The sequence below is a fragment of the Martinezella lusitana genome (genome assembly GCF_010668395.1).
In the GTDB taxonomy this organism is placed as follows: Bacteria; Pseudomonadota; Alphaproteobacteria; order Rhizobiales; family Rhizobiaceae; genus Rhizobium; species Rhizobium lusitanum_A.
In genome coordinates this window covers 254,803-278,493 of the sequence record NZ_WUEY01000003.1, presented here as the reverse complement: position 1 = coordinate 278,493, position 23,691 = coordinate 254,803, and the positions used below count along the sequence as shown (strand labels likewise).

The 23,691-nt window shown below is 61.1% G+C and carries 19 protein-coding genes and 1 tRNA gene; 13 read left to right on the top strand and 7 right to left on the bottom strand.

The window, feature by feature from the left end; all coding sequences use genetic code 11:
- The first annotated feature begins 187 nt into the window (after window positions 1-187).
- Genes GR212_RS08245 through GR212_RS08230 form a run of 4 tightly spaced genes read left to right on the top strand, consistent with a single transcriptional unit; the run spans window position 188 to window position 4,383 of the window.
- Complete coding sequence (locus GR212_RS08245; RefSeq protein ID WP_163986021.1) at window positions 188-1,636, top strand: hypothetical protein; 1,449 nt, start codon at window positions 188-190, stop codon at window positions 1,634-1,636.
- Complete coding sequence (locus GR212_RS08240; protein WP_163986019.1) at window positions 1,614-2,432, top strand: hypothetical protein; 819 nt, start codon at window positions 1,614-1,616, stop codon at window positions 2,430-2,432. Before GR212_RS08245 ends, GR212_RS08240 begins: the two co-directional genes overlap by 23 nt.
- Window positions 2,432-3,376 carry a hypothetical protein gene (locus GR212_RS08235; protein ID WP_163986017.1) on the top strand — a complete coding sequence of 315 codons (945 nt, stop codon included), beginning with the start codon at window positions 2,432-2,434 and terminating at the stop codon, window positions 3,374-3,376. The genes GR212_RS08240 and GR212_RS08235 overlap by 1 nt, the downstream gene beginning before the upstream one ends.
- On the top strand, window positions 3,370-4,383 hold the full coding sequence (locus tag GR212_RS08230) for an OmpA family protein (protein WP_163986324.1): 1,014 nt from the start codon (window positions 3,370-3,372) through the stop codon (window positions 4,381-4,383). The genes GR212_RS08235 and GR212_RS08230 overlap by 7 nt, the downstream gene beginning before the upstream one ends.
- A 17-nt stretch (window positions 4,384-4,400) precedes the next feature.
- Here the strand turns inward: GR212_RS08230 and GR212_RS08225 are convergent, their stop codons facing one another.
- Complete coding sequence (locus GR212_RS08225; protein ID WP_163986016.1) at window positions 4,401-6,023, bottom strand: ABC-F family ATP-binding cassette domain-containing protein; 1,623 nt, start codon at window positions 6,021-6,023, stop codon at window positions 4,401-4,403.
- 333 nt (window positions 6,024-6,356) lie between these two features.
- Between GR212_RS08225 and GR212_RS08220 the strand changes: the two genes are divergently transcribed.
- Window positions 6,357-7,481: an alpha/beta fold hydrolase gene (locus GR212_RS08220; RefSeq protein ID WP_163986013.1), complete on the top strand. Its 1,125-nt coding sequence runs from the start codon at window positions 6,357-6,359 to the stop codon at window positions 7,479-7,481.
- Between the two features lie 116 nt (window positions 7,482-7,597).
- On the opposite strand, the gene GR212_RS08215 is transcribed toward GR212_RS08220, so the two are convergent.
- The 4 genes from GR212_RS08215 to GR212_RS08200 all read right to left on the bottom strand — a co-directional run bounded on the left by GR212_RS08215 (window position 7,598) and on the right by GR212_RS08200 (window position 14,740).
- Window positions 7,598-11,407, bottom strand: coding sequence for a vitamin B12-dependent ribonucleotide reductase (locus GR212_RS08215; RefSeq protein WP_163986012.1), 3,810 nt, complete (start codon window positions 11,405-11,407; stop codon window positions 7,598-7,600).
- Between the two features lie 769 nt (window positions 11,408-12,176).
- Window positions 12,177-12,674: a xanthine phosphoribosyltransferase gene (gpt, locus tag GR212_RS08210; protein WP_163986010.1), complete on the bottom strand. Its 498-nt coding sequence runs from the start codon at window positions 12,672-12,674 to the stop codon at window positions 12,177-12,179.
- 331 nt (window positions 12,675-13,005) lie between these two features.
- Window positions 13,006-13,851 carry a universal stress protein gene (locus tag GR212_RS08205; RefSeq protein ID WP_163986008.1) on the bottom strand — a complete coding sequence of 282 codons (846 nt, stop codon included), beginning with the start codon at window positions 13,849-13,851 and terminating at the stop codon, window positions 13,006-13,008.
- A 115-nt stretch (window positions 13,852-13,966) separates the two neighbouring features.
- A complete protein-coding gene (locus GR212_RS08200) occupies window positions 13,967-14,740 on the bottom strand; it encodes a competence/damage-inducible protein A (RefSeq protein ID WP_163986007.1) in 774 nt (257 codons plus the stop codon).
- Window positions 14,741-14,978: 238 nt separating this feature from the next.
- Between GR212_RS08200 and wrbA the strand changes: the two genes are divergently transcribed.
- The 6 genes from wrbA to GR212_RS08170 all read left to right on the top strand — a co-directional run bounded on the left by wrbA (window position 14,979) and on the right by GR212_RS08170 (window position 20,104).
- Complete coding sequence (gene wrbA / locus GR212_RS08195) at window positions 14,979-15,578, top strand: NAD(P)H:quinone oxidoreductase type IV (RefSeq protein ID WP_163986005.1); 600 nt, start codon at window positions 14,979-14,981, stop codon at window positions 15,576-15,578.
- 220 nt (window positions 15,579-15,798) lie between these two features.
- Window positions 15,799-15,884, top strand: a tRNA-Leu gene (locus GR212_RS08190).
- 77 nt (window positions 15,885-15,961) lie between these two features.
- Window positions 15,962-16,168, top strand: coding sequence for a hypothetical protein (locus GR212_RS08185; protein WP_163986003.1), 207 nt, complete (start codon window positions 15,962-15,964; stop codon window positions 16,166-16,168).
- A gap of 253 nt (window positions 16,169-16,421) precedes the next feature.
- Window positions 16,422-18,014, top strand: a complete 1,593-nt coding sequence (locus GR212_RS08180) for a hypothetical protein (RefSeq protein ID WP_163986002.1) — start codon at window positions 16,422-16,424, stop codon at window positions 18,012-18,014.
- A gap of 463 nt (window positions 18,015-18,477) precedes the next feature.
- Complete coding sequence (ilvA, locus tag GR212_RS08175) at window positions 18,478-19,728, top strand: threonine ammonia-lyase (protein ID WP_163986000.1); 1,251 nt, start codon at window positions 18,478-18,480, stop codon at window positions 19,726-19,728.
- A gap of 37 nt (window positions 19,729-19,765) precedes the next feature.
- Window positions 19,766-20,104, top strand: coding sequence for an HlyU family transcriptional regulator (locus tag GR212_RS08170; RefSeq protein WP_163985999.1), 339 nt, complete (start codon window positions 19,766-19,768; stop codon window positions 20,102-20,104).
- 322 nt (window positions 20,105-20,426) lie between these two features.
- Here GR212_RS08170 and GR212_RS08165 read toward each other — a convergent pair whose 3' ends face one another.
- Window positions 20,427-21,203, bottom strand: coding sequence for an SDR family NAD(P)-dependent oxidoreductase (locus GR212_RS08165; RefSeq protein WP_163985997.1), 777 nt, complete (start codon window positions 21,201-21,203; stop codon window positions 20,427-20,429).
- A gap of 105 nt (window positions 21,204-21,308) precedes the next feature.
- Here GR212_RS08165 and GR212_RS08160 point away from each other — a divergent pair, with 105 nt between their 5' ends.
- Complete coding sequence (locus GR212_RS08160) at window positions 21,309-21,890, top strand: TetR/AcrR family transcriptional regulator (RefSeq protein ID WP_163985995.1); 582 nt, start codon at window positions 21,309-21,311, stop codon at window positions 21,888-21,890.
- A gap of 50 nt (window positions 21,891-21,940) precedes the next feature.
- Here GR212_RS08160 and GR212_RS08155 read toward each other — a convergent pair whose 3' ends face one another.
- Window positions 21,941-22,555, bottom strand: coding sequence for an FMN-dependent NADH-azoreductase (locus GR212_RS08155; RefSeq protein ID WP_163985994.1), 615 nt, complete (start codon window positions 22,553-22,555; stop codon window positions 21,941-21,943).
- A 136-nt stretch (window positions 22,556-22,691) separates the two neighbouring features.
- Here GR212_RS08155 and GR212_RS08150 point away from each other — a divergent pair, with 136 nt between their 5' ends.
- Window positions 22,692-23,660, top strand: a complete 969-nt coding sequence (locus tag GR212_RS08150; protein ID WP_163985992.1) for a LysR family transcriptional regulator — start codon at window positions 22,692-22,694, stop codon at window positions 23,658-23,660.
- The last annotated feature ends 31 nt before the right edge of the window (window positions 23,661-23,691 follow it).

Genomic DNA, 23,691 nt, shown 5'->3' with positions numbered 1-23,691 from the left:
CAATCGCCCGGCATGGCAGCAGTCGCCCTCATTGAAGCGAGTGTTTTTAGATCGCCACGGGCTCGGGCTAGTCTTTACCACAATCGCATCCTAACCTTCATCACATCGCTCTGGACCGTGGACAACCGGTGCGGTATCGATTTGTCAATTGTCCTTTCTAAGTTGATGAATTCGCCGGGGAAGATCGTTGCGTTTCGAAGCCCTCAACCGTCTCTGGAACAGCGTTCGGGAGACCAGCCATGATTTCCGTGCCTCGACGGACGTTTTTCCTGTCGTCGATATCGAGAAACTCGGCACGACCCTCGATCTGAAGGAGAAGGGAGCAGCCGCCGGTCGGCAAAACCGGCCGCCGCCGGATGCGCAGTCGCATGACGAGACGGAGCAGCGCATCGTCGCCTGGGTCGAGGCGGAAAAGAAAAGCTCCTACCAGATCCTCGAGGACCAGTTCCAGACCTTCGACAGCCGTCTGCGCAACCTCGATTTCGAGGGCCAGTTCGGGCTGATCCGGCAGGCGAATGCCTCCAGCGTCTCGGATTTCAAGGCTGAGGCGGCGAGCGGCGTCGACGAACTGCACGGCCTGCGCCGCAAGCTGAAAACCGCCGAAGATGAGATGGTGGGTTTCAAGGCCACGCACAGGCTGCAGCGCGCCGCGAAGGTCTCCAGCAAGGCGGCATGGGGCTTCAAGGTTTCGCTCATCGTCTTCCTCGTCCTTGTCGAAATGGTGATGAACGGCAGCTTTCTGGCCAAGGGCAGCGAGCAGGGCATCGTCGGCGGCGTGACCGAAGCAGCCGCCTTTGCCTTCCTGAACATCGGCGCGGCGTTGATGTTTTCCTTCTTTTGCGTCCGCTTCCTGGTGCATCGATCCTATACGCTGAAGCTGCTCGGCCTGCTTGGGCTCGTCGCCTATGTCGCCGTGGCATTGGGCATCAACATTGTGCTGGCGCATTATCGCGAGGTTTCGGCGACGATTTTGAGCGGGGCCGGCGCCGAGGTGATCCAGCGTCTGAAGACGGCTCCGCTCGGGCTTCAGGAATTGAATTCGTGGATGCTCTTCGCCATCGGCCTGATGTTCTCGCTCGTCGCCTTCATCGACGGCTGCTATCTGACCGACCCCTATCCTGGCTTTGCCGGCGTGCAGAAGCGCCTCGATGCGGCCAGGGATAATTATATCGATCGCAAGCTCGATCTGATCGATGATCTCCGCGAGATTCGCGACGAGCACAACAGCAAGATCGAGGAAATCATCCGCGATCTCTCGCTGCGCCGACAGGAAACGGCGGCCATCATCGCTCATCGGGCCAGAACGGCGGGCCTTTTTGCCGAGCACCAGAACCATCTTGAGCGCGCGGCCAATGTGCTGCTCACCTCTTACCGCGACGCCGACCGGGCCGCCCGTACGGAGCCTGCGCCATCCTACTTCAACACCGCCTACAGGATGGAGCGCCTGACGCCGGTCATTCGCAGCGAAGAGGAATGGGACGACAAGGTGCTGGGCTCGCGCATCCAGAGCGCTCAGGCGGAATTGTCGGACCAGATTAAGCGGATCGGCGACGAATTCGAGCGCGCTATCGAGAAATATCATCAGCTCGACAATCTTTTCCCGGAGAGCATCCTTGGCGCGACGCAAGCGGCGTAGCCGGCGCGGCGGTTCCGCCGGTCTCATCATCGCAACGGTGTGTCTCGCCGTGCTCTCCCTTGGCATCGTCGGCGCCTATGGCTGGCTGCGCTACAAGGCGAACGGCAATGTCGCCGTCGACCAAGCATCGCTCTGCCCGGTGGACGGCGCGAAGGCGGAAACGGCGATCCTGCTCGACGTCACCGATCCGATCTCGGATACGACGGCGCTCGATCTGCGCAACCAGTTCCAGAAGATCGTGGCGGACGTGCCGGTCGGCGGCGCGGTCGATATCTATGCGCTCACCGAAAAGGAGGGCGAGCTGATCCAGACCTTCCACGGCTGCAATCCCGGAAGCGGTGCCAACGTCGATGAATGGACCAGCAATCCGCGTCTGGCGCAGGCCCGATGGGAAAAGGGCTTCCAGAAGCCGCTTGCCGATATCGCCGGCAAGCTGAGTGCCGGCGAATCCGGCAGGCTGTCACCGATCATGGCGGCCATCCAGAAGATCAATCTGGAGGTCTTTGCCAGCGCGCCTGGCGGCATCCCAAAGCGCCTTTACATCGCCTCCGATATGATCGAGCATACCGCCGCCTTCTCGAACTACCGGGATGGCGTCTCCTACAAGAAATATCAGCAGAGCCCGGCAAACGACCGCTTTCGCACGTCGCTGGATGGTGTCACGGTCAGGATCCTCGCCTTCCAAAGGCCGAACATGAAGTTCGGCATGGAGGATCTCGCCAACTTCTGGGCGCAGTGGATCAAGAACAACAACGGTTATTTCGACGGCTTCGTGCGGTTGGAGGGGATACGCTGATGGCTGGCACCGACGCGAGATATCTCTTCCGGGATTACGGGCCGATGGTGCTTTTCGCCTCCATCACCATCGGCGGCATGGTCTTCATCTGGTCGTCGAAGCTCCTGGGCTGGTCGCTGCCGGTCGTCACCGGCGTTCCGCTGGCGCTGATGGCGATCTACTTCGTCGTGTCGCTTGCGGTCGCGGGATTCCGGCTGCACAACGAGCAGGCGGGCGACAATCTCTACTACATGGGTTTTCTCTTCACCCTGTCGAGCCTTGGCGTATCGCTCTATCTCTTTGCCGGCGAAACATCGATCGAGACCATCGTCCGCAATTTCGGCATCGCCGTCACCTCGACCATTGCCGGGGTGACGCTGCGCATCCTCTTCAACCAGATGCGGCGCGACCCGATCGACATCGAGCGCAGCGTGCGCCACGAACTTGCCGAGATGACGCGGCGCGTGCGCACGGAACTGGATTCCTCGTCGCGCGAGTTCTCTCACTATCGGCGTGTCAGCAATCAGATGCTGTCGGAGGGGTTCGAGGAGATCGCGCATCAGGCCGAGCGCAACGGCCAGGAGATCAACAAGATCCTGGAGACATTGGCGAGGCAGGCGGTGACCCCGATCAACGACGCAGCCGCCCAGCTGACGGCGACGACATCGCAGCTTTCGGAGATCATCGGAACCTTCGGCGCCGCCGTCGAAAATGTCGGCAAGAAGCTGGAGGAGATCCGCTCGCCGGAGGATCTGGTGCGGGCGGAGCTGGCGCCGGCGATCGCTGCCATCAAGGAGATGTCGGAGGCGCAATTGCAGCCGTTGCGCAATATCGAAGTGGCGATCGGGCGCATGGCCGAAGCGATGGGGCAGGCGCCCTTGCCAAGATCCGCAGCGGCCGAACCTGACGATGCTGCCTCCGAAAACGAAGCGGTGCCGCGAAAACACTGGTGGCATCTATGGTAGCGGGAGGCTCGGACAGCGCGCCGAAGCTGGAGCACAAGGGCTACAATCGCGGCCTTATCCTTGGCCTGACCATGGCCGAATCCATGCTGCTTCTGGTCTTCTGTCTGCTGCTCGTGGCCGCCGCCATGATTTCGGCGGAAAGAAACCGGCGCTACGAGGTCGAGCGCAAGCTTGTGAAAGCCGAACAGCAGGTCGCATTGCTGGAGAAGAAGCGGGCCGAGCAGGCAGTCGAGATCGTGTTGCTGCAATCGAAGGTCGTCTCCGGCGATCTTTCCGCAGCCGACAAGGCCGTGGTGGACAAGCAATGGCGTGAGCTGGTGCTGGCGAAGGAGACGCTCGACAGCATCATCGATCAGGGTGCGACAGCGGCCGATCTGCAATCGCTTTCCAAGGTTGCCGCCACTCTGAAGGAGCATGGCATCCCGCTCACGGCAGCGCCGGACCAGATCAACCAGCTGCTGGCCGAAAATGGGAGCGGGAAGGGCACGCACGACTGGCCGCCCATCATCAATCTCGACGATGCCAAGAAGAACTATTTCCAGTCGGGAAGCGCCGAGCTCACCGGCACCTTCGCCCAGTTGCTCAGCACGACGATCACAGACGAAATCGCCAGCAACCTCAGCCTCTACGGCGCCAATATCGTCGAGGTGATCGGCCATACGGACGAGCAGCCGGTGGCGCGTGAAAAATCCAATCTCGACGACACGATCATCAACGCGATGGACGGCAAGCTGCCGGTATCGGCCCTGCTGCCCGCCGACAATGCAGGGCTAGGCCTTGCCCGCGCCATTGCCGTCGCCAACGTGCTCAAGGCCAATCCCAAGCTGAAGGATGCCACCATTCTGCCGATGTCCGCCGCGCAGCTTATCCTGCCCGGCGATACCATCACGTCCGGCCAGCGCGGTGCCGTCGAGGCACGCCGCCGCATCGAAATCCGCGTGCGCGGCAGGACGGCACCCGTTGCCGTGATCAATGCCGGTGCCGCAGCTTCTGCCGATCCGCAATAGCGCCCCTTGGCGAACCGTCAGCTCCTGAGGCCGGGGGCCTCGTAGCCGGTGCGCTCGACATACTCGGTGTAGCCGCCGGTATATTGGTGGATGCCTTCCGCCGTCAGTTCCAGCACGCGGTTGGAGAGTGCGGCGAGGAAATGCCGGTCGTGCGAGACGAACAGCATCGTGCCCTCATATTGCGACAGCGCCTGGATCAACATCTCTTTCGTATCGAGATCGAGATGGTTCGTCGGCTCGTCCAGCACCAGCAGGTTCGGCGGATCGAAGAGCATGATCGCCATGACAAGCCGCGCCTTCTCGCCGCCCGACAGCACGCGGCATCTCTTCTCCACGTCGTCGCCGGAGAAACCGAAGCAGCCGGCGAGCGCCCGCAGGGAGCCTTGCCCGGCCTGCGGGAATTCATGCTCCAGCGTTTCGAAAATGGTGCGCTCTCCGTCGAGCAGGTCCATGGCGTGCTGGGCGAAATATCCCATCTTGACGCTGGCGCCGAGCGCGACGCTGCCTTCGTCAGGCTCCGTCGAACCGGCCACAAGCTTCAGCAGCGTGGATTTGCCGGCGCCGTTGATGCCCATGATGCACCAGCGCTCCCGCCGCCGCACCATGAAATCAAGCCCTTCATAGATGCTGCGGCTGCCATAGCCCTTATGAACGTTCTTCAGGACGACCACGTCTTCGCCCGAGCGCGGTGCCGGCTGGAATTCGAAGGCGACGGTCTGGCGGCGCTTCGGCGGCTCGACGCGATCGATCTTTTCCAGCTTCTTGACGCGGCTCTGCACCTGCGAGGCATGTGAGGCGCGCGCCTTGAAACGCTCGATGAACTTGATTTCCTTGGCGAGCATGGCCTGCTGGCGCTCGAATTGCGCCTGCTGCTGCTTCTCGTTCTGCGCGCGCTGCTGCTCGTAGAACTCATAGTCGCCCGAATAGCTGGTCAGGTTGCCGGCATCGATTTCGATGATCTTGCCGACGATGCGGTTCATGAACTCGCGGTCGTGCGAGGTCATCAGCAATGCGCCTTCATAGCCCTTCAGGAACTGTTCGAGCCAGATGAGGCTTTCGAGGTCGAGATGGTTGCTCGGTTCGTCGAGCAGCATGACATCGGGGCGCATCAAGAGGATGCGGGCAAGCGCCACGCGCATCTTCCAGCCGCCCGACAGCGCGCCGACATCGCCGTCCATCATTTCCTGGCTGAAGCTCAGGCCCGCCAGCACTTCGCGGGCGCGGCCCTCCAGCGCATAGCCGTCCAGCTCCTCGTAGCGCGCCTGAACCTCGCCATAGCGCTCGATGATCTCGTCCATCTTGTCGGCCTGGTCCGGATCGCTCATGGCGGCTTCCAGCTCGCGCAGCTCGGCGGCAACCGCGCTGACCGGGCCGGCGCCCTCCATCACTTCCGAGACGGCGCTGCGGCCGGACATGTCTCCGACATCCTGGCTGAAATAGCCGATGGTTACGCCCTTATCGACGGAAACCTGTCCCTCGTCGGGCAGTTCCTGTCCGGTGATCATCCGGAAAAGCGTCGTCTTGCCCGCGCCGTTCGGGCCGACGAGGCCGACGCTCTCGCCCCTGTTGAGGGCCGCGGAAGCCTCGATGAAGAGGATGCGATGGCTGTTCTGCTTGCTGATATTCTCGATACGAATCATGTCTAACGCGAAGTCCGAAGAAAGTTTTGGCGCCTTATGCCATGAGTTATCCGCTCTGTCGCAGCTTTTCGGGCAAAGAATGCGGCTTTAAAGGCCGGTTTTCATGGCTGTTGCGGATGGAAGATCACGCGACTGTCTAACGCATTGGAACGACCTCATCCGAAGCGGCCGGGAAATTTTCGATGGCGCGACGGATTTTCGTTCGTTCGCGCGTTGAAGCCGTACGAGTTTCAAGACTGCCAGATGCCGGATCGGGAATGGATGACTATCCTTCAGGTCGGCAAAGAGACAGGACATGCAATGATTATCGCCTGCCGGGATCGGGTTTTGCGAATGAAGATTTTGCGAAGCATCGGGAATGGGGTCTGTGCCCGATTGTTGGGAGCGGCATTGGTCGCGGCCGGCCTCTCGGGTGAAGCCGGCTTCGCGCATGCAGCCTCCGAGCATGAGCGGCTTCGTGAGCCGGTCAAGCAGGTCGCGGACCAGCGACTGCTCATCGAGACGCCGGATGGAAAGGGCGAACTGCCCGTCTATGCGGACCACGCAATCGATGCCGTGGCGCCCGATGTGACGAAGGTTCTGGTCATCGTCCATGGCACACTTCGAAATGCCGACGCCTATTATGCGACCGGAGAGAAGTTGCTGGCCAAGGCAGGCGATCTCGCGAAGGGGACGATGGTGGTCGCGCCGCAGTTCCTGACAAGGCCTGACGTCAGGGCCTTCTCCCTGTCCGCGCAGACGCTGGCCTGGACGCAGAATGGCTGGAAAGGCGGCGATGCCGCACGTCAGCCCGCGCCGGTCGGCTCCTTTTCCGCGCTCGATGCCCTGCTGCAGCATTTTGCCGATCGTCGCCTGTATCCTTCACTGAAGACCATCGTCGTCATGGGCCATTCGGCAGGGGCTCAGCTCGTGCAGCGTTACGCCGTGGTAGGACGCGAAGCGCAGGATCTGGCCAATACGGGCATCTCCGTTCGCTATCTCGTCGCCAATCCGTCAAGCTATCTCTATTTCGACAATGAGCGCCCGGCTTTGCCGGCGGATCAATCGGTGGCCGCCTGTCCGCGCGCAACGCAATGGCGATATGGGCTGGCCTCCGCACCGCCATACGTGTCCTCGCAGGACCCGAAGCTTCTCGAAACCAGATATGCCCAGCGCAATGTCGTTTACCTGTTGGGGGAGGCGGACACCAACCCCTACACCCATTTCATCGATCGCTCCTGCGCCGCCATGGCGCAGGGCCCTTACCGCCTGGCGCGCGGGCTGACCTATTTCGACTACATGAAGAAGCGGCATCCGGCCGATCTCAACCAGAAAGTGGTCGAGGTGCCCGGCGTCGGGCATGACGACGAAGCGATGTTCACGTCGGATTGCAGCATCGCAGTGCTCTTCGATCGACCGGTGCCGCAATCCTGCCCGGTGATCAGCGGGACAGCACAAAGCGCGGATACATCGCAGTAGCCTGTCTTCGACGCTCCATCCCGCTGGCGAGACGAACCCCGTCAAACGAAAGGCCCGGAAGCGAGAACTTCCGGGCCTTTCCAATGTCTGCTTTTCAACTGTGCTCAGGCCGGCACTCAGCTGCAACCGCTCGTTGCGCCGCAAGTGTCGCACTTCTCGCAGGTGCCGTTGCGGACCATCGTGAAGTTCTGGCATTCCGTGCACATGTTGCCGGTATAGCCCTGCATGATGGAGCGGGCGCGGCGTTCGGATTCCAGTTTCTTGGCTTCCGTCTTCGCCGTTGCCGCGTCGCTTGCCGCCTTGTCGGTGAAGAGGCCGGTTGAGGATTCGCTGCTTTCGCTTGCCAGTTCCTCGGCGATCTCCTCGGCCAGTTCCTTCGCGCGTTCCTCATAGTCGCGCTTGAAGGCGACGACTTCGGAGGTGGAGACGGCACCGGCCGGTTCCAGCTTGCGTACGGTGTTGCCGGCAAAGGCGGTGACGGTGCTGAGCGAGGCGGCGCGGGCCGGGGCGGCCGTTGCGGAGCCCTTGACCTCGGCTGCGGGACGTTCGCCCGATGTCGGAACCAGCGTCGGCTTGTAGCCGCGGGTCAGACCCTTGGAGACGACATCCGCCTTGCCTTCCGAAACGCCGCGGCCGAGCGCCGTGTTGTTGAAGTCGGAGGTGTCGACATGAGCAAGGTCGTGACGGCCGAGATAGGAGATCGCCAGTTCACGGAACACGTAGTCGAGGATCGACGTCGCGTTCTTGATCGCGTCGTTGCCGGTGACGATGCCGGCCGGCTCGAACTTGGTGAAGGTGAAGGCGTCGACATATTCCTCGAGCGGCACGCCATACTGCAGGCCGAGCGAGACGGAAATCGCGAAGTTATTGATGAAGGCGCGCAGCGCCGAACCTTCCTTGTTCATGTCGAGGAAGATTTCGCCGAGACGGCCATCGTCATACTCGCCGGTGCGCAGGAAGATGGTGTGTCCGCCGATCTTGGCCTTCTGGGTGTAACCCTTGCGGCGGCCCGGCAGCTTCTCCTGCGTGCGGATGACCTTCTCGATCACGCGCTCGACGATCTTTTCCGTAATGGTGACGGCCTGTGCGGCGGCCGGCGCCTGCAGGAATTCCTCCAGCGCGTCCTCGTCGCTGTCGTCTTCGATCAGCGAGGCGTTCAGCGGCTGGCTGAGCTTGGAGCCGTCGCGATAAAGCGCGTTGGCCTTGAGGCCGAGCTTCCAGGAGAGCATGTAGGCGTTCTTGCAATCCTCGACGGTTGCTTCGTTCGCCATGTTGATCGTCTTGGAGATGGCGCCCGAGATGAAGGGCTGGGCTGCCGCCATCATGCGGATATGGCTTTCGACCGAGAGGTAGCGCTTGCCGATCTTGCCGCAGGGATTGGCGCAATCGAAGACGGCCAGATGCGCGTTCTTCAGGAAGGGAGCGCCTTCCAGCGTCATCGCACCGCACACATGGATGTTGGCGGCCTCGATGTCCTTCTTGGAGAAGCCGAGATGGTCGAGCAGGTTGAAGCTCATGTCGGCCATCTGTTCGTCGGAAACCTTCAGCGTGCCCTTCAGGAAGTCGGCGCCGAGGGTCCACTGGTTGAAGACGAACTTGATGTCGAAGGCGCTCTTCAGGGCGGCGTTGACGGCATCGACCTTCTCCGCCGTGAAGCCCTTGGCCTTCAGCGAAGCGGGGTTGATGGCCGGGGCCTGGTTCAGGTTGCCGTGACCGACGGCGTAAGCCTCGATCTCGGCGATCTGGCTTTCGGAGTAGCCGAGCGTACGCAGTGCTTCCGGAACGGCGCGGTTGATGATCTTGAAGTAGCCGCCGCCGGCAAGCTTCTTGAACTTCACCAGAGCGAAGTCCGGTTCGATGCCGGTCGTGTCGCAATCCATGACGAGGCCGATCGTGCCGGTCGGCGCGATAACGGTTGCCTGGGCGTTGCGGTAGCCGTGCTTTTCGCCGAGTTCCAGCGCCTTGTCCCAGGCAGCCTTGGCATGGGCGACGAGATCCTGGTCCGGATTTTCGGAGTGGATCAGCGCCACCGGGTTGACCGACAGGCCTTCATAGCCCGACGTCTCGCCGTAGGCGGCGCGGCGATGGTTGCGGATGACGCGCAGCATGTTCTCGCGGTTCGGCTTGAACATCGGGAAAGTCCCGAGTTCGGAGGCCATTTCGGCCGAGGTCGCATAGGCGATGCCGGTCATGATCGCGGTCAGCGAGCCGGCGATGGCGCGGGCTTCGTCGCTATCATAGGGAATGCCCGACGACATCAGCAGGCCGCCGATATTGGCGTAGCCGAGGCCGAGCGTGCGGTATTCGTAGGAAAGTTCGGCGATGCGGCGCGAGGGGAACTGCGCCATCATGACGGACACTTCGAGGACAACGGTCCAGAGGCGGACGGCGTGCTCGTAGTCGGCGATGTTGATGCGCTTCGTCGCCGCGTCCTTGAAGGTCATCAGGTTCAGCGAAGCGAGGTTGCAGGCCGTGTCGTCGAGGAACATGTATTCCGAGCACGGATTGGATGCGCGGATCGGGCCGGCAGCCGGGCTGGTGTGCCAGTCGTTCATCGTCGTGTTGAAATGCAGGCCCGGATCGGCCGATGCCCAGGCGGCGTAGGAAATGGATTCCCAGAGGTCGCGGGCCTTCAGCGTCTTGACGACCTTGCCGTCCTTGCGGGCGGTCAGGTGCCAGTCGCCATCGTTCTCGACGGCGCGCAGGAAGTCGTCCTTGATCGAGACCGAGTTGTTGGAGTTCTGGCCCGATACGGTGAGATAGGCTTCCGAATCCCAGTCGGTGTCGTAGGTCTTGAATTCAAGATCCTTGTAGCCCTGGCGGGCGAACTGGATGACGCGCTGGACGTAGTTTTCCGGAACCTGGTCCTTCTTGGCGGCGCGGATTTCGCGCTTCAGGGCAGGGTTCTTGGCCGGGTCGAAGCAATCGTCATTGTCGCCTTCACAATTGACGGTCGCCTTCATGATCGCCTTCAAGTGCTTGGCGACGATCTTCGAGCCGGTAACGAGAGCGGCAACCTTCTGCTCTTCCTTGACCTTCCAGTTGATGTATTCCTCGATATCCGGATGGTCGATGTCGACGACGACCATCTTGGCGGCGCGGCGCGTCGTGCCGCCCGACTTGATGGCGCCCGCAGCGCGGTCGCCGATCTTCAGGAAGCTCATCAGGCCCGAGGAGCGGCCGCCGCCGGAGAGCTTTTCGCCCTCGGCGCGCAGCATCGAGAAGTTCGAGCCGGTGCCCGAGCCGTATTTGAACAGGCGGGCTTCGCGAACCCACAGGTCCATGATGCCGCCTTCGTTGACGAGATCGTCCTCGACCGACTGGATGAAGCAGGCATGCGGCTGCGGATGCTCATAGGCCGATTTGGACTTGGTGAGCTTGCCGGTGAAGGGGTCGACATAATAGTGGCCCTGGCCGGGGCCGTCGATACCGTAGGCCCAGTGCATGCCGGTGTTGAACCACTGCGGCGAATTCGGCGCGACGCGCTGGGTCGCAAGCATATAGGCAAGCTCGTCGCAGAAGGCGGACGCATCTTCTTCGGACGAGAAATAGCCGCCCTTCCAGCCCCAGTAGGTCCAGGTGCCGGCAAGGCGGTCGAAGACCTGGCGCGCATCGGTTTCAGAGCCGCTCTGCTGATCCTTGGGCAGGTCCTTGATCGCCGCGTCGTCAGGTACCGAGCGCCACAGGAAGGAAGGAACGTCGTTTTCCTCCACCTTCTTGAGCCTGGCGGGCACGCCGGCCTTGCGGAAATACTTCTGCGCCAGGATGTCCGCCGCGACCTGCGAGAACTGCGCCGGCACATCGATGTTTTCGAGGCGGAAGACGATCGACCCGTCAGGATTCTTGATCTCGCTGGTCGCCTTGCGGAATTCGATGTCCGCATAGGGTGACTGGCCGGCCTTCGTAAAACGACGTTCGATGCGCATGGTCCCGATCCTCATTCGTTGGCGCGCCCGCATGAGAACAGGGCGCAAAAATTCTCATCCCGGCATCGCGATTTCAACGCGCAGCCAGCTTTCAATCCGTTCTCTAACAGGAGGTTTCACCCGGAGATGCCATCCTGTATCTTGTGGTGATGGTGGCTGCAAACACTAAATATAGTATTAACAGCTTATTGCCGCCAGTCCCCGCATATGTTTTTTCGGCAGCATCGATTTCGGCACAAAAACCTTCTCGGCGGCCACCGGCAAAGGTGAATCGCCTTGAATCCAAATCCGATTTCGAAATGAGAACCAGCCCTCGTAAATTCGTCTGGTTCAGTCGCCGCCGCAACGTCATCCATTAACTTTGAAAGACCCGATTCCGTCAAGGGGTGGTTTGTGGTGGATTGTTAACCACAATATCTTGTGGGCTTGCCTGTGGAAATTGGGGAAACGCCAGTAGGGTAGAAGAATCAAGAGCTTGAGGGGAGGCGCTCGCCCTTCGGACGACCGCAGACAAAGCAACAGCCATTATCGCCGTAGTTGAAAACGACAAAATTGTGACCGTGACCTTGATGCCATTGGCAGCGCGCTGAAATCGTGCCGTGGCACCTCATGATTCGCGCGGAACCCCTTGAATCCCGCGCATTCCCGCGGATATGAGGCCCACTAAATGTAGTGGGCGCCGCAGCGCCCACCTCTATTACCGTCCGTCGTGTCTTGTTTCGGTGCCGGGTGGAAAAGCGCAACTGATTCGCGCCGCCGGCCTTCGGGATCAGCCGCGATGACCCTTGGCGATCGGCTCCTGATAGGTGAAGCCCATGTCCCAGGGGAAGTAGATCCAGGTGTCCTGGCTGACCTCGGTGATGAAGGTATCGATTGTGGGAACGCCCGTCGGCTTGGCATAGACGCAGGCGAAATGTGCCTTCGGCAGCATGGCGCGCACTTCGAGAGCCGTCTTGCCGGTATCCGTGAGGTCGTCGACGACAAGGACGCCTTCGCCGCCATTGGCCGTCAATTCCGGCGCAATGCCCTTGAGCAGGTTCATTTCGCCCTGGCTCGCATAGTCGTGGTAGGAGGCGATGCAGACCGTATCGATCATGCGGATGTTGAGTTCGCGCGAGATGATGGCGGCCGGCACGAGGCCGCCACGGGTAATACAGACGATGGCCTTGAATTCGCGGTTGAGGCCGGCAAGCCGCCAGGCAAGCGCGCGCGCATCGCGATGGAACTGATCCCAGGATACGGGAAAGGCTTTATCGGGCAGGGACATGGCAGAAGCTCCGGGGCATGGAATAATGACGCACCGGCAACACCGGCGACCCTGAGCAGGACCCCGCAGCGGGCGCAGACCTTGATCCAGATCGGGGATCCGGGTCCGGAACGCGATTCGCCGGCTGTCTGCTTGAACAGGATCTCATCCGAGGAAAAGCGATATGCCTTTCGGGATCTGCCCCTTACGACCGCGCGAACGGTTCCCTGGCGGGAATTCTGTCATCGGTCGCTGCTTTCTGCTGGATTTACTGGCAAAAGGCAATAGCCGCAAAGCAGCTCCCGTTGCACATCGATGCCGGGAGCCGCCTCATTCGGCTTGTGCGAGCGGCTCAACGGGCCAGAAGCGTCATCGCGGTCATCGACTGCAGCAAGGTGCGCGTCGTGCCGCCGAAGATCATCTGCCACAGCCAGGAGTGCGTATAGGCACCCATGACCAGAAGGTCGATGCTGTCGTCCGCAAGCCGATTTTCGATGACCTGCGAGGGCGTCGACTTGCCGGCGCAGGCCGCCGTCTCGAACGTGGCGCGGACGCCGTGACGCGTCAGCGCAGCCGCGAGCTGAACACCGGTTTCCTTGGACGGATGAGGGTCCTTTTCGGAGGGGCTGACCGAGAGGATCTCGACGGAATCGGCCGCCTTCAGGAAGGGCAGGGCATCGAAGGTGGCGCGGGCCGCTTCCTTGGAGCCGTTCCAGGCGATCAGCACGCGGCGAACGGGCTTCGGTTCCTTCAGAATATAGGGAATGAGCAGCACCGGCCGTCCGCTGTCGAACAGGAATGTTTCGACATCGACCTGGGAGTCGGCATATTTCGATGGGTCCGGCTGTACGGCAACCAGCAGATCGGCGCTGCGGGCGCTTTCGATCAACGGTTCCGTCCCGTAGCCGATCGTGCTGGCGAAGCTATGCCATTCATAGCCGAGGCCGGCGCCTTCCATCTTGGTTCGGAACAGCCGTTCGATTTCGAGGGCCTGATTGTGCGCCACATCCTGAAGCGCCTGCACCGCGACGGGATCCGGAATTTCCATCGGGGCCACCAGCGGCACGGTGGAGACGATTTCCGCATGAAGGCCGACGATGTAAGCGCCGTGTTCCTTGGCCAGCGCCGCCGCGAAATCAGCGGCGATGCGCGTGTTGTCGGGGTTGTCGAGAACGGTCAATATGGTCTTGTAAGCCATGACGTGATCTCCCATGCGGAGGGGTTGATCTGCTCATTATATCTGCATTCCGCGATAAATTAATGCGTGGCAGGCGCATCCGGTTCCGTCGCGATATGCACTTATTCGTTGAATGTCACGCCTCAGCCGACTGATTTTCCTTCGCTTTCGACTGCCGGATCGTTTCGATCATGGCGCGCACTTCCGCTGCGACATTTTCAACCAGTTCGGCGGAGCGGCCTCTGACGACGATTTCGGTAGAGAAGAACTGACCGACGTAGCGCGGGTAGGAGCCTATGCTGGTATCGGGATGCGCCTTCTGGATGAGGCCGAGCGGCGTGCCGATTTCTCCCTCGCCATAGGGGCAGGAAATGGCGGTCGACAAGATGTGCGCGCCGGTCCGCAGCGTCGGTATGACATTGTCGAGCATTGCCTGGAAAACCTGCGGCACGCCGGCCATGACATAGACATTGCCGATATTGAACCCTGGAGCCGTCGAGACCGGATTTGCGATATGCTTCGATCCGACGGGCATGCGGGCCATGCGCTGGCGAGCCTCGGTAAACTCCATCTCGCGCCAGGCATACATTTCACCCATCAGCCGCATCGCTTCGGCATCATGCTCGCAGGGCACGCCGAAGGCCTTGGCTATGGCGTCGGCGGTGATGTCGTCGTGGGTCGGGCCGATGCCGCCCGAGGTGAAGACATAGTCGTATTGGCCGCGCAAGGCGTTCAGCGCCGTCACGATGGCATCTTCGTCGTCGGCGACGATGCGGACTTCCTTCAGGTCGATGCCGGCAAGCAGCAGCACGTCGGCGAGATGGCCGATATTCTTGTCCTTCGTGCGGCCGGACAGCAGTTCGTCGCCGATGGCCAGCATGGCGGCTGTGACAATGGTTTCGTTTGACATGAAGACATCCAGGAAAATGCGCATCGGCGCGTTCGCAAAAGGGTCCGAAATAGGTAGCGCTGTTTACGGCGAATGCAAACGCTCCTTTTGTTTCTCCGGCGGCCCTCGCACGTATTGCAAATGATTTTCCGTCTACGCAGGATGAACAGTGCGTTCTGAGCCTGGGGGCTGCGCCCCTGTCGCATCGCTGATACAACATGCCTCGACAATCAACGCGTCCAACAAACGGGAGACGTTCATGGCTAAGGTTCTGGTTCTCTATTATTCCGCTTACGGTCACATCGAGAAGATGGCCTATGCCGTCGCGGAAGGCGCAAAGTCCGCCGGTGCCGAAGTCACCGTCAAGCGCGTCCCGGAACTCGTTCCGGAAGAGGTTGCAAAGGCCTCCTACTTCAAGCTCGACCAGGAAGCCCCGGTCGCAACGCCTGACGAACTGGCCGAATATGACGCCATCATCGTCGGCGCCGGCACGCGCTTCGGCACGGTCGCCTCGCAGATGCGCAATTTCTGGGATCAGACCGGCGGCCTCTGGTTCAATGGCAAGCTCGTCGGCAAGGTCGGCTCGGTCTTCACCTCGTCCGCGACCCAGCATGGCGGCCAGGAATCGACCATCCTCGGCTTCATCCCGACGCTTCTGCACCACGGCATGGCCGTCGTCGGCCTTCCCTATGCTTTTCAGGGCCAGATGGGCACGGAAGAAGTCAAGGGCGGCTCGCCCTACGGCGCCTCCACCATCACCAACGGCGACGGCTCGCGCCAGCCGTCCGAAATCGAGCTGGAAGCAGCCAAATTCCAGGGCGCCCACGTCGCCAAGATCGCAGCCAAGCTCACCGCTTGATTTGAAAGTCACACATGGTGTCGGAGAGGCGCGGCGGAAGCTGCGCCTTTTCCATTGAGGTGAGGGTGATCCGCTCGCCGAAAGTGCGCCACATCGTCGACACTGATCGACGGGGCCGAGAGGCTCAAAACGCTTATTCCAGAAACCTGCCCGGCAAGCCAAAAAACGACCGCCCAGCGCTTTCCAAATCACCCGACGCAAGATATTGAAATCGCCCAGCGCGGACGTGGCGAAACTGGTAGACGCAAGGGACTTAAAATCCCTCGGCCTTTGGCTGTACGGGTTCGACCCCCGTCGTCCGCACCAACGGCTTCACAGGAATCGGGTGGTTGCCGCCCATGTCGACGCCTACTCTGATCTCATCAGCCGGATCGGAGGGTGCCATGTCGATTTTTCTTCGGCTGCATGAGATCGCCGCAAGACGCGGCGACGGTTTGCGCCCGGAATTGCTCGCTGGCTTGAAGCGCAGCGATACAAAGGCAAAGTTTCAGGTCGTCGCGATAGAGCAAAAGCTGCTGACCCTCGAACCAAGGCATTCTCGCGAGACTGTGCAAGAAGCCGTTCGTGAAGGCAGCATGTCGCCAAAGTGAAACAGGCGAAGCCCGCCGGAGGCGGTCTCCCGAGCACAGACTGGCGGAACACTGATACCGGTGGATCTTATCGGGTCACCCACCGATGCCTGCCCATCGGGAGCGCGGGCAGCTTGAGCCTGCCCGCCGCGTCGGCGGAAGCCGCGCTCGTTGGTACCAGACATGGTATACGCGGGGCCGATATGCCCCGTCTTAACGCCAGGTTTATTAAGTCCGCGCTAGAGTCGCGTCGCAAGTCGGCAATGGGTGTGTTTTGACATGGGTTACGGTGCATCGACGGCAACACCGCCGTTTCGTCGGGCAATCATCTGTTTGGCCGCCTATGAGTAGCGCGCTGGGTGTATCCCGGTTCTGGTCGGCGAAACCGTCCGCGCTGCGAGCGGCGTTGATCCAGAGCGCTGTAGTCTTCGCGGTGGCCGCCCTGCTGCAGCAGCGGTGGGGAACCATCGTCGACACCAGCGGGATCATTACGATCGCAGAGCGGTTGCTTGCCGGAGAGCGCCTCTACGTCGATCTGATCGACCCGAACCCGCCATTCTCGATCTGGCTTTACCTGCCGGCAGTAGCGCTGTCGCGATGGGTGGGAATCGCTCCCGAAATCGGCGTCTATCTCTACACCTGCCTGGCTGTGATCGCGGGTCTTGGTTTGGCAGCATTGGTCGTCCAGCGCGCCGGCTTTGCCGAAAATCGTGTCCTGCTTCGGCTGTTGCCGCTGTTCGTCGCGCTGTTCATGATTTTTCCCGGCAACGCCTTCACGGAGAGGGATCACCTGGGCACGGTGCTGTTTCTGCCGTTGCTGGCGATCATGGCTTGGCGGGCCGATGCCACGCGCCCTGTCAGGCCTAGCCTGGCCCTGATTGTCGCCGTCGGCCTCTGCGGCAGCGTTCTTATCCTGGTGAAGCCCTATTATGCAGTCGCTTACGTTGCACCCGCCCTTTACGTGGCCTGGCGCCGACGAGACGTCCGCTCACTCCTTGCGCCCGAGAATTGCATTATCGGCATTGTCGGCGCCGTGTATGTCGCGCTCGTCTTTTTGCTTTGCCCCGAATTCATGCGGGACATCCTTCCGCAGGTGGCGGATGTCTATATGGGAACCGGTGATTCAGTCAGGGTCGCGCTGAGCTACGGGCCCGTTTACCTGATGCTTCTTCTTCTGTTCTGGATGGTTGCACCGAAAGCGCCCGTGACCCCGCTCTGCGCGGTGGCGCTGCTCGCCTCGCTCGCCGCTGTCATCCCTCTAGTCTACCAAGGCAAGGGCTGGCCCTACCATGCATTCGCCGCGATTTCGCTGGCCGTTGTTGCTGTCCTTTGCCGTATCGCAGCGTCTTCCGGCTGGCGTTGCAACCGCGAAACGCTCGGACGCGTCAGTCTCTGCGCAATTGTCCTCGCGTTTGCCTGGCGACCTTTCCTGGACACCCAGAAGCCAGACGAGGCTTTCGTCGCAGCAGTCAGAGCGGCATCGAGGGGGGAACCGACGCTCGCCGTCATCGGCAGCGACGTTACCGCTGCCCATCCGCTCGTCAGGATTGTTGGGGGACGCTTCTTGTCTGCCTATAACAGCGACTGGTTGGGCGCTCTTGCGTTCACGCGGGGTTTAGATGCGGCGGCGCAGGGAAAAATGGCGGACGCTGCCCGCTACCAGAAGCAGTCGGACACCTATCTGGATGGTAAATATGCCGAGTTCGCCAACCACAATTACGATCTGATCGTCGTTCAACAGGACGACCCGCTCTGGACCAATCACGTACTTGGGCAGGCGCGTTTTGCCGCGCTGCTTTCCGCCTACCATCTCGTCGCGAAGGACGGGCGGTTCACGGTGTATGGCCGCGTCTCCAAGGCAAGTTGAGTGGCAATCGAGATTTTGCGTCAGATCACCGAGCGCGGCTATCCGGTTGCGGAGGTTACGTCGAGATATCTTACAACCCGAAACGCAAACACGTCAGGAACGGGATGCTGTCACCCGTCGAGTCCGAAAAACAGCAGAAAATCTAACCCAAGGGCGTCCACGAAACTCGGCGCTGTTCAATCGTGAGAGGCCATAGGGATAGCGAAGCCCGCCTGCGCCGACGGATCGGTGTTGGGGCGGGCCTCTAACCATCGTCATGATGGCTGTATCATATTGGACGCAGGGGGAGCTTTGCTGTCAACTCGCAGATTTGCGGAATTCGGCTGTTGGCGACATAAATAGTTAATTGCCGGTGAATGGCGGCAATATCTCGATCGCAGGTCCGAAAGGACGATAAACAGGCTTTCTTTGGTCATGTTTCCTGTGTCATAGCGGGGGTGGATTGAAGAAGGACGGACAAGCCGTGGACAAACAGACTGTTCTCGAAGCAACCGAGGCCATGCGTGGCCTTTTTCCCGCAACGCCGCTGCAGCTGAACGAGCATCTTTCCGCCCGCTACGGCGCGGATATCTGGCTGAAGCGCGAGGACCTGACGCCGGTCCGCTCCTACAAGATCCGCGGCGCCTTCAATTTCTTCCGCAAGGTGATTGCCGAAGGCGGCACGGAGAAAACCTTCGTCTGCGCGTCCGCCGGCAATCACGCGCAGGGCTTTGCCTTCGTCTGCCGGCATTTCGGCGTGCCGGGCGTCGTCTACATGCCCGTGACGACACCGCAGCAGAAAATCGACAAGACACGCATCTTCGGCGGCGAATTCATCACCATCAAGCTTTTCGGCGATTTCTTCGACCAGTGCTATCAGGCCGCGCGCGAGCATGTCGAACGCATCGACGGTGTCATGGTGCCGCCTTTCGACCACGCCGATATCATCGAGGGGCAGGCGACCGTCGCGGCGGAAATCGCCGAGCAATTGCCGGAAGGCGTTGTCGTCGACCGCATCCTTCTTCCCGTCGGCGGTGGCGGCCTTGCGGCCGGCATTGCCGGCTATTTTGCCGACACGCTCGCCCGTGACGCCTTCACCTTTGCCGAGCCCGCGGGCGCGCCGAGCCTGCGCCGCAGCATCGAGGCGGGGCAGGTGGTCACGCTGGCCAAGGTCGACAATTTCGTCGATGGCGCCGCCGTCGGCCGCATCGGCGACCTCAATTTCGCCGCCCTGAAGGGCTTTGCGGCCGAGCAGGTCCAGCTCATCGAGGAAAACGCCATCTGCGTCACCATCACCGATATGCTGAATGTCGAGGGCGTCGTGCTCGAGCCGGCCGGCGCGCTGGCGATCACGGCGCTGGAAAAGCTCGATCGCGACAGCATTCGCGGCAAGACCATCATTGCCGTCGTCTCCGGCGGCAATTTCGACTTCGAGCGTCTGCCCGACGTTAAGGAGCGTGCCATGCGCTACGCCGGGCTCAAGAAATACTTCATCCTGCGCCTTGCGCAGCGCCCCGGCGCGCTCCGTGATTTCCTCAACATGCTCGGGCCGGAAGACGATATCGCCCGCTTCGAATATCTGAAGAAGAGCGCTCGCAATTTCGGTTCCATCCTGATCGGCATCGAGACGAAGAATCCGGATAATTTCAAGCAGCTTATCGCGAACTTCGAAAGCTCCGGCATGGGCTATGAGGACATCACCGAAAACGACATCCTGGCAAACCTGATCATTTGACTTTGCGACCCCGCAACCTTCATGCTAAAGGCGATCCATGGCTTCGTTATTCTCAAATATCATCTCGATCTTCACCGGCGGCGCATCGCAGGCGAACACCGAAAAGTCCGGCGGCTCCACGGTAAGCGTCGAGCCGCAGGTGCATGCCGGCTGCACGATCCATGCGACGCCGCAGCGCGAGGGCAACCAGTTCCGCCTCATGGGCCGGATCGAGAAGGATGTGAACGGCGAGATTCTGGTGCGCAACTTCATTCGCGCCGATGTTTTCAGCTCGTCGGACGATGCCGTGGAATCGACCTTCCGCAAGGCGCAGCAGATCATCGATCAGAATGGTGCATCGCTGTTCGGCGATGGCGAAAAGACCCGCCAGGTCTGATATCGCGCCAATTTTCAATTCTTCCCCGAGGTCCTGTCTTCTTTCACGGGTGATCGTGTTTTCGTGAAAGAGACGAGGGCGTTATGCTTTCCCGTTCGAGGGCTGCCGGAACAGCAGGTCGCGTCAAGGCCCGCTTCATGAAGGGCCATGCCGGATAGGCGTGCACATCGAACTCCATCCATGATCCTCATAGCCGGAAGGCCCGCGGATAGGCGGTGTGTTCCCGTACAGGAAGGCCGCCAGCTGCATCGTGCTTCTGGCGGCTTTTTCGTGTGGTCGAGACGCTGGTCCGCATCAGGATGCGGCTGCCGGCGTCATCGGTTTAAGCCGTGCGGAATATCTTGGCGCCCGACGGCGCATTGACGGCCCCGCCGTCGACGGTGATTTCGATCGCCGTGACATTGGCGGAATCGTCGGAGGCGAAGAAAAGCGCGGCATTGGCGATCTCTTCGGCTTCACTCATGCGGCCGAGCGGGCTCAATCCGCCGAAACGGGCTTCCAGAGCGTCCATGGCTTCCGGCGTCGCTGCCCGCGAGTCCCAGATCGGCGTCTTCGTGGCGCCAGGCGTGACCTGATTGACGCGTATGCCGCGCGGCGCAAGCTCGGACGCCAGGTTGCGGGTCATGGCGCGAACGGCGCCCTTCGTGCCGGCATAGGCCGAGTAACCGGGAATGCCGAGTACGGCGTGAACCGAGCCATTCAGGATCACCGAGCCATCGTCGTTCAGATATGGCAGGGCGGCCTGCACCGTGAAGAAGACGCCGGTAAAATTGATGCGTACGATGGATTCGAACTGTTCGAGCGTCGTTTTGCCGACCGGGGTTTCGCCGCCGATCCCGGCATTGGCGAAGACGATGTCGAATTTCCCAAGCTTTTCCGCAGCTTCGGCAAACGCCTTCTCCATGGCTGGAATGTCTGTCGTGTCGGCTTGCAGCGCCAGCACGTCGCCGCCGAGCTTCTCGGCTGCCGCAGCCAGCGTCTTCGCGTTGCGGCCGGTGATGGCGACCTTCGCACCTTCGGCGAGGAAGAGCCGGGCCGTGGCCAGCCCGATGCCGCTGTTTCCGCCGGTGATGAGGGCGACCTTGTTCTTGAGACGCATGTTCGTTGCTCCTGTTGGCTTTTGTCACGATCTGGATTATGATCGTTATCTATAAGGATTATGATCGTAATCCATTTTGTCAAGCCGGGCACGAAAGGATTTTCGATGGGCCGTTCGCAAATCGAGAAGCAGAAGACGCACGAACGCATCGTGACGCTCGCCGCCAAGCGTCTGCGCGAGGAGGGATTGGAGGGGATCGGTGTCGCCGATCTGATGAAGGAGGCGGGTTTGACCGTCGGGGGATTCTACAAGCATTTCGCCTCCCGCGACGAACTCGTGGCGGAAGCCATGGAAACCGCGATCGGATCCTGGCGGCAGCAGCAGGAGGACAGGGGGATCGATCCGGAAAGCGTGCCGCTGAATGACTATATCGATAACTATCTCAGCGAGCGCCACCGCGATCACTGCGGCGAGGGCTGTGCCTATGCGGCGTTGACGGCCGATATGGCGCGCAGCAGCGATGCGGTCCGCGCCGTCGCGACGGAAGGGCTGCGAAGGAACTTTGCTTCCATGGCGGCGCGCATGCCGCAACCGGAGACGGAGGAAGCAAGGCGGAAGGCGATCATCGCCTCCTGCCTGATGACCGGGGCGCTCGGCCTCGCGCGCGTGGCGAATGACGAGGCTCTCTCCGATGAGATTCTGGAGACCGTGAAGCTGTTCATCAAGGAGATGCCGCAGGCAAAATAAAAGCGGCCGGTTGAAGCCGGCCGCTATCGGTGTCTGAGGACTGCAGTCGATTAGGCGGCGAGCGCTAGCTCGGAGGCGCGGGCCTGGGCAGCGCCGATTGCCTTCTCGGCAGCTTCCGGGCCGAAAGCGACGCCTTCGATGTAGACGGTCTCGACATCGGTGATGCCGATGAAGGCGAGAACCGACTTGAGGTAGGGAACGGCATGGTTCAGCGGAGCAGCCGGGCCTTCGGAATAGACGCCGCCGGAGGCGAGGACGATATAGGCCTTCTTGCCGCTGGCCAGACCCTTCGGGCCGGTTTCCGTGTAGGTGAAGGTGCGGCCGGCGCGAGCGATGTTGTCGATCCAGGTCTTCAGCGAGGAATAGATGTTGAAGTTGATGAGGCCGGTGCCGATGACCAGCGTGTCGGCTGCCAGCAGTTCGTCGACGAGTGCGTCGGAAACCTTCACGAGCTCCTGCTGCTCGGGCGTGCGGGCGTCGGCGGGCGTGCGGATGGCGGCGGTGAAGGGGCCGTCAATATGCGGCAGGTTATCGGCTGCGAGGTCGCGATGAACGAGCGTCTTGCCCGGGTTGTTGGCCTTGATCTTCTCGGCAAGTTCGGTGGCGATCTTGGTGGAGAGCGAATCCGCGCGCGGGCTGGAGGTCAGAAGCAGAATGGAGGACATATCCGTTTTCCTTTTCAATGGGTTGCGAAATCGGCTGGGAGAGTCCGATCACGTTCGGTTCAATAGATAAGTCCTCAGTGCTATCGAGAAAAACTGTGATAATATGGATTGGAATTATCGATAGAATGGATGGAAGATGCTCCCCAATCCCACCCTCGATCAGTTGCAGGTTTTTCTGACCGTTGCTGAATCAGGCAGTTTTTCCGCCGCTTCGCGCACGCTCAATCGTGCTCAGTCGGTCATCAGCTATACGATCGCCAATCTGGAAGCCCAGCTCGAAATGCCGCTGTTCGAGCGTTCGGGTTCGCGCCAGCCGAAACTCACGGATGCGGGCAGGGTGATGCTGGAGGATGCGCGCCGCATCCTTTCCGATCTGCAGGTCATGCGCGCCAGGGTAAAGGGATTGAAGACCGGGCTCGAGGCCGAGGTGGCCGTGGCGATCAGCGTCATGGTGCCGGTGCATGCGACCGTCGACGTGCTGCGCGAATTTCGCGATCGCTTTCCTTATGTCTCGCTGCGGCTCGATACGGGCGAACTAGGCACGATGATGGAGCTTGTCTCCAGCGGCAAGTCGACGATCGGCATTGGCGGTTCCGTGGTGAAGCAGGACGACGCCTTGGTCATCGAGCGCATCGGTCACTCCTTTATGATGCCGGTTGCCACGCCCACCCATCCTCTTGCCCAGATGGGAAGGCCGTTGACGCTTGCCGATGTGCGCGAGGAGGTTCAGCTCGTCGTCACGGATGCCTCCAGCCTGACGAACGGCAAGGATTTCAACGTCCTCTCCTATAAGACCTGGCGCGTCAGCGATATCGCCACCAAGCATCAGCTGATCCGGGGCGGGCTTGGCTGGGGCGGCCTGCCGGCCTCGTTCATCATGGAGGATTTGCAGAAGGGGCGGTTGGTGCCTTTGGATCTCGAGGCATACGATCAGAGCGAATATCCGATCTACGCGGTCCGCAAGGTCGATAACCCTCCCGGTCCGGCCGCGGCCTGGATGATCGAGGCCTTCCGCTCCCGCCTCTCGCGATGCCCGAATCAGGAAGACTTCAAGGCGGCTGTCGAGATATTCCTGCCAGGCGACAAGCGGCTGGCCGCCGAATGAAAAAGTCCTCTCCCCGAAACGGGGAGAGGAC

Coding starts and splice junctions, on each gene's coding strand:
- GR212_RS08235 (WP_163986017.1), top strand. CDS start 2,432: ATGGCTGGCACCGACGCGAGATATCTCTTCCGGGATTACGGGCCGATG.
- GR212_RS08230 (WP_163986324.1), top strand. CDS start 3,370: ATGGTAGCGGGAGGCTCGGACAGCGCGCCGAAGCTGGAGCACAAGGGC.
- GR212_RS08225 (WP_163986016.1), bottom strand. CDS start 6,023: ATGATTCGTATCGAGAATATCAGCAAGCAGAACAGCCATCGCATCCTC.
- GR212_RS08220 (WP_163986013.1), top strand. CDS start 6,357: ATGAAGATTTTGCGAAGCATCGGGAATGGGGTCTGTGCCCGATTGTTG.
- GR212_RS08215 (WP_163986012.1), bottom strand. CDS start 11,407: ATGCGCATCGAACGTCGTTTTACGAAGGCCGGCCAGTCACCCTATGCG.
- gpt (WP_163986010.1), bottom strand. CDS start 12,674: ATGTCCCTGCCCGATAAAGCCTTTCCCGTATCCTGGGATCAGTTCCAT.
- GR212_RS08205 (WP_163986008.1), bottom strand. CDS start 13,851: ATGGCTTACAAGACCATATTGACCGTTCTCGACAACCCCGACAACACG.
- GR212_RS08200 (WP_163986007.1), bottom strand. CDS start 14,740: ATGTCAAACGAAACCATTGTCACAGCCGCCATGCTGGCCATCGGCGAC.
- wrbA (WP_163986005.1), top strand. CDS start 14,979: ATGGCTAAGGTTCTGGTTCTCTATTATTCCGCTTACGGTCACATCGAG.
- GR212_RS08185 (WP_163986003.1), top strand. CDS start 15,962: ATGTCGATTTTTCTTCGGCTGCATGAGATCGCCGCAAGACGCGGCGAC.
- GR212_RS08170 (WP_163985999.1), top strand. CDS start 19,766: ATGGCTTCGTTATTCTCAAATATCATCTCGATCTTCACCGGCGGCGCA.
- GR212_RS08165 (WP_163985997.1), bottom strand. CDS start 21,203: ATGCGTCTCAAGAACAAGGTCGCCCTCATCACCGGCGGAAACAGCGGC.
- GR212_RS08160 (WP_163985995.1), top strand. CDS start 21,309: ATGGGCCGTTCGCAAATCGAGAAGCAGAAGACGCACGAACGCATCGTG.
- GR212_RS08155 (WP_163985994.1), bottom strand. CDS start 22,555: ATGTCCTCCATTCTGCTTCTGACCTCCAGCCCGCGCGCGGATTCGCTC.
- GR212_RS08150 (WP_163985992.1), top strand. CDS start 22,692: ATGCTCCCCAATCCCACCCTCGATCAGTTGCAGGTTTTTCTGACCGTT.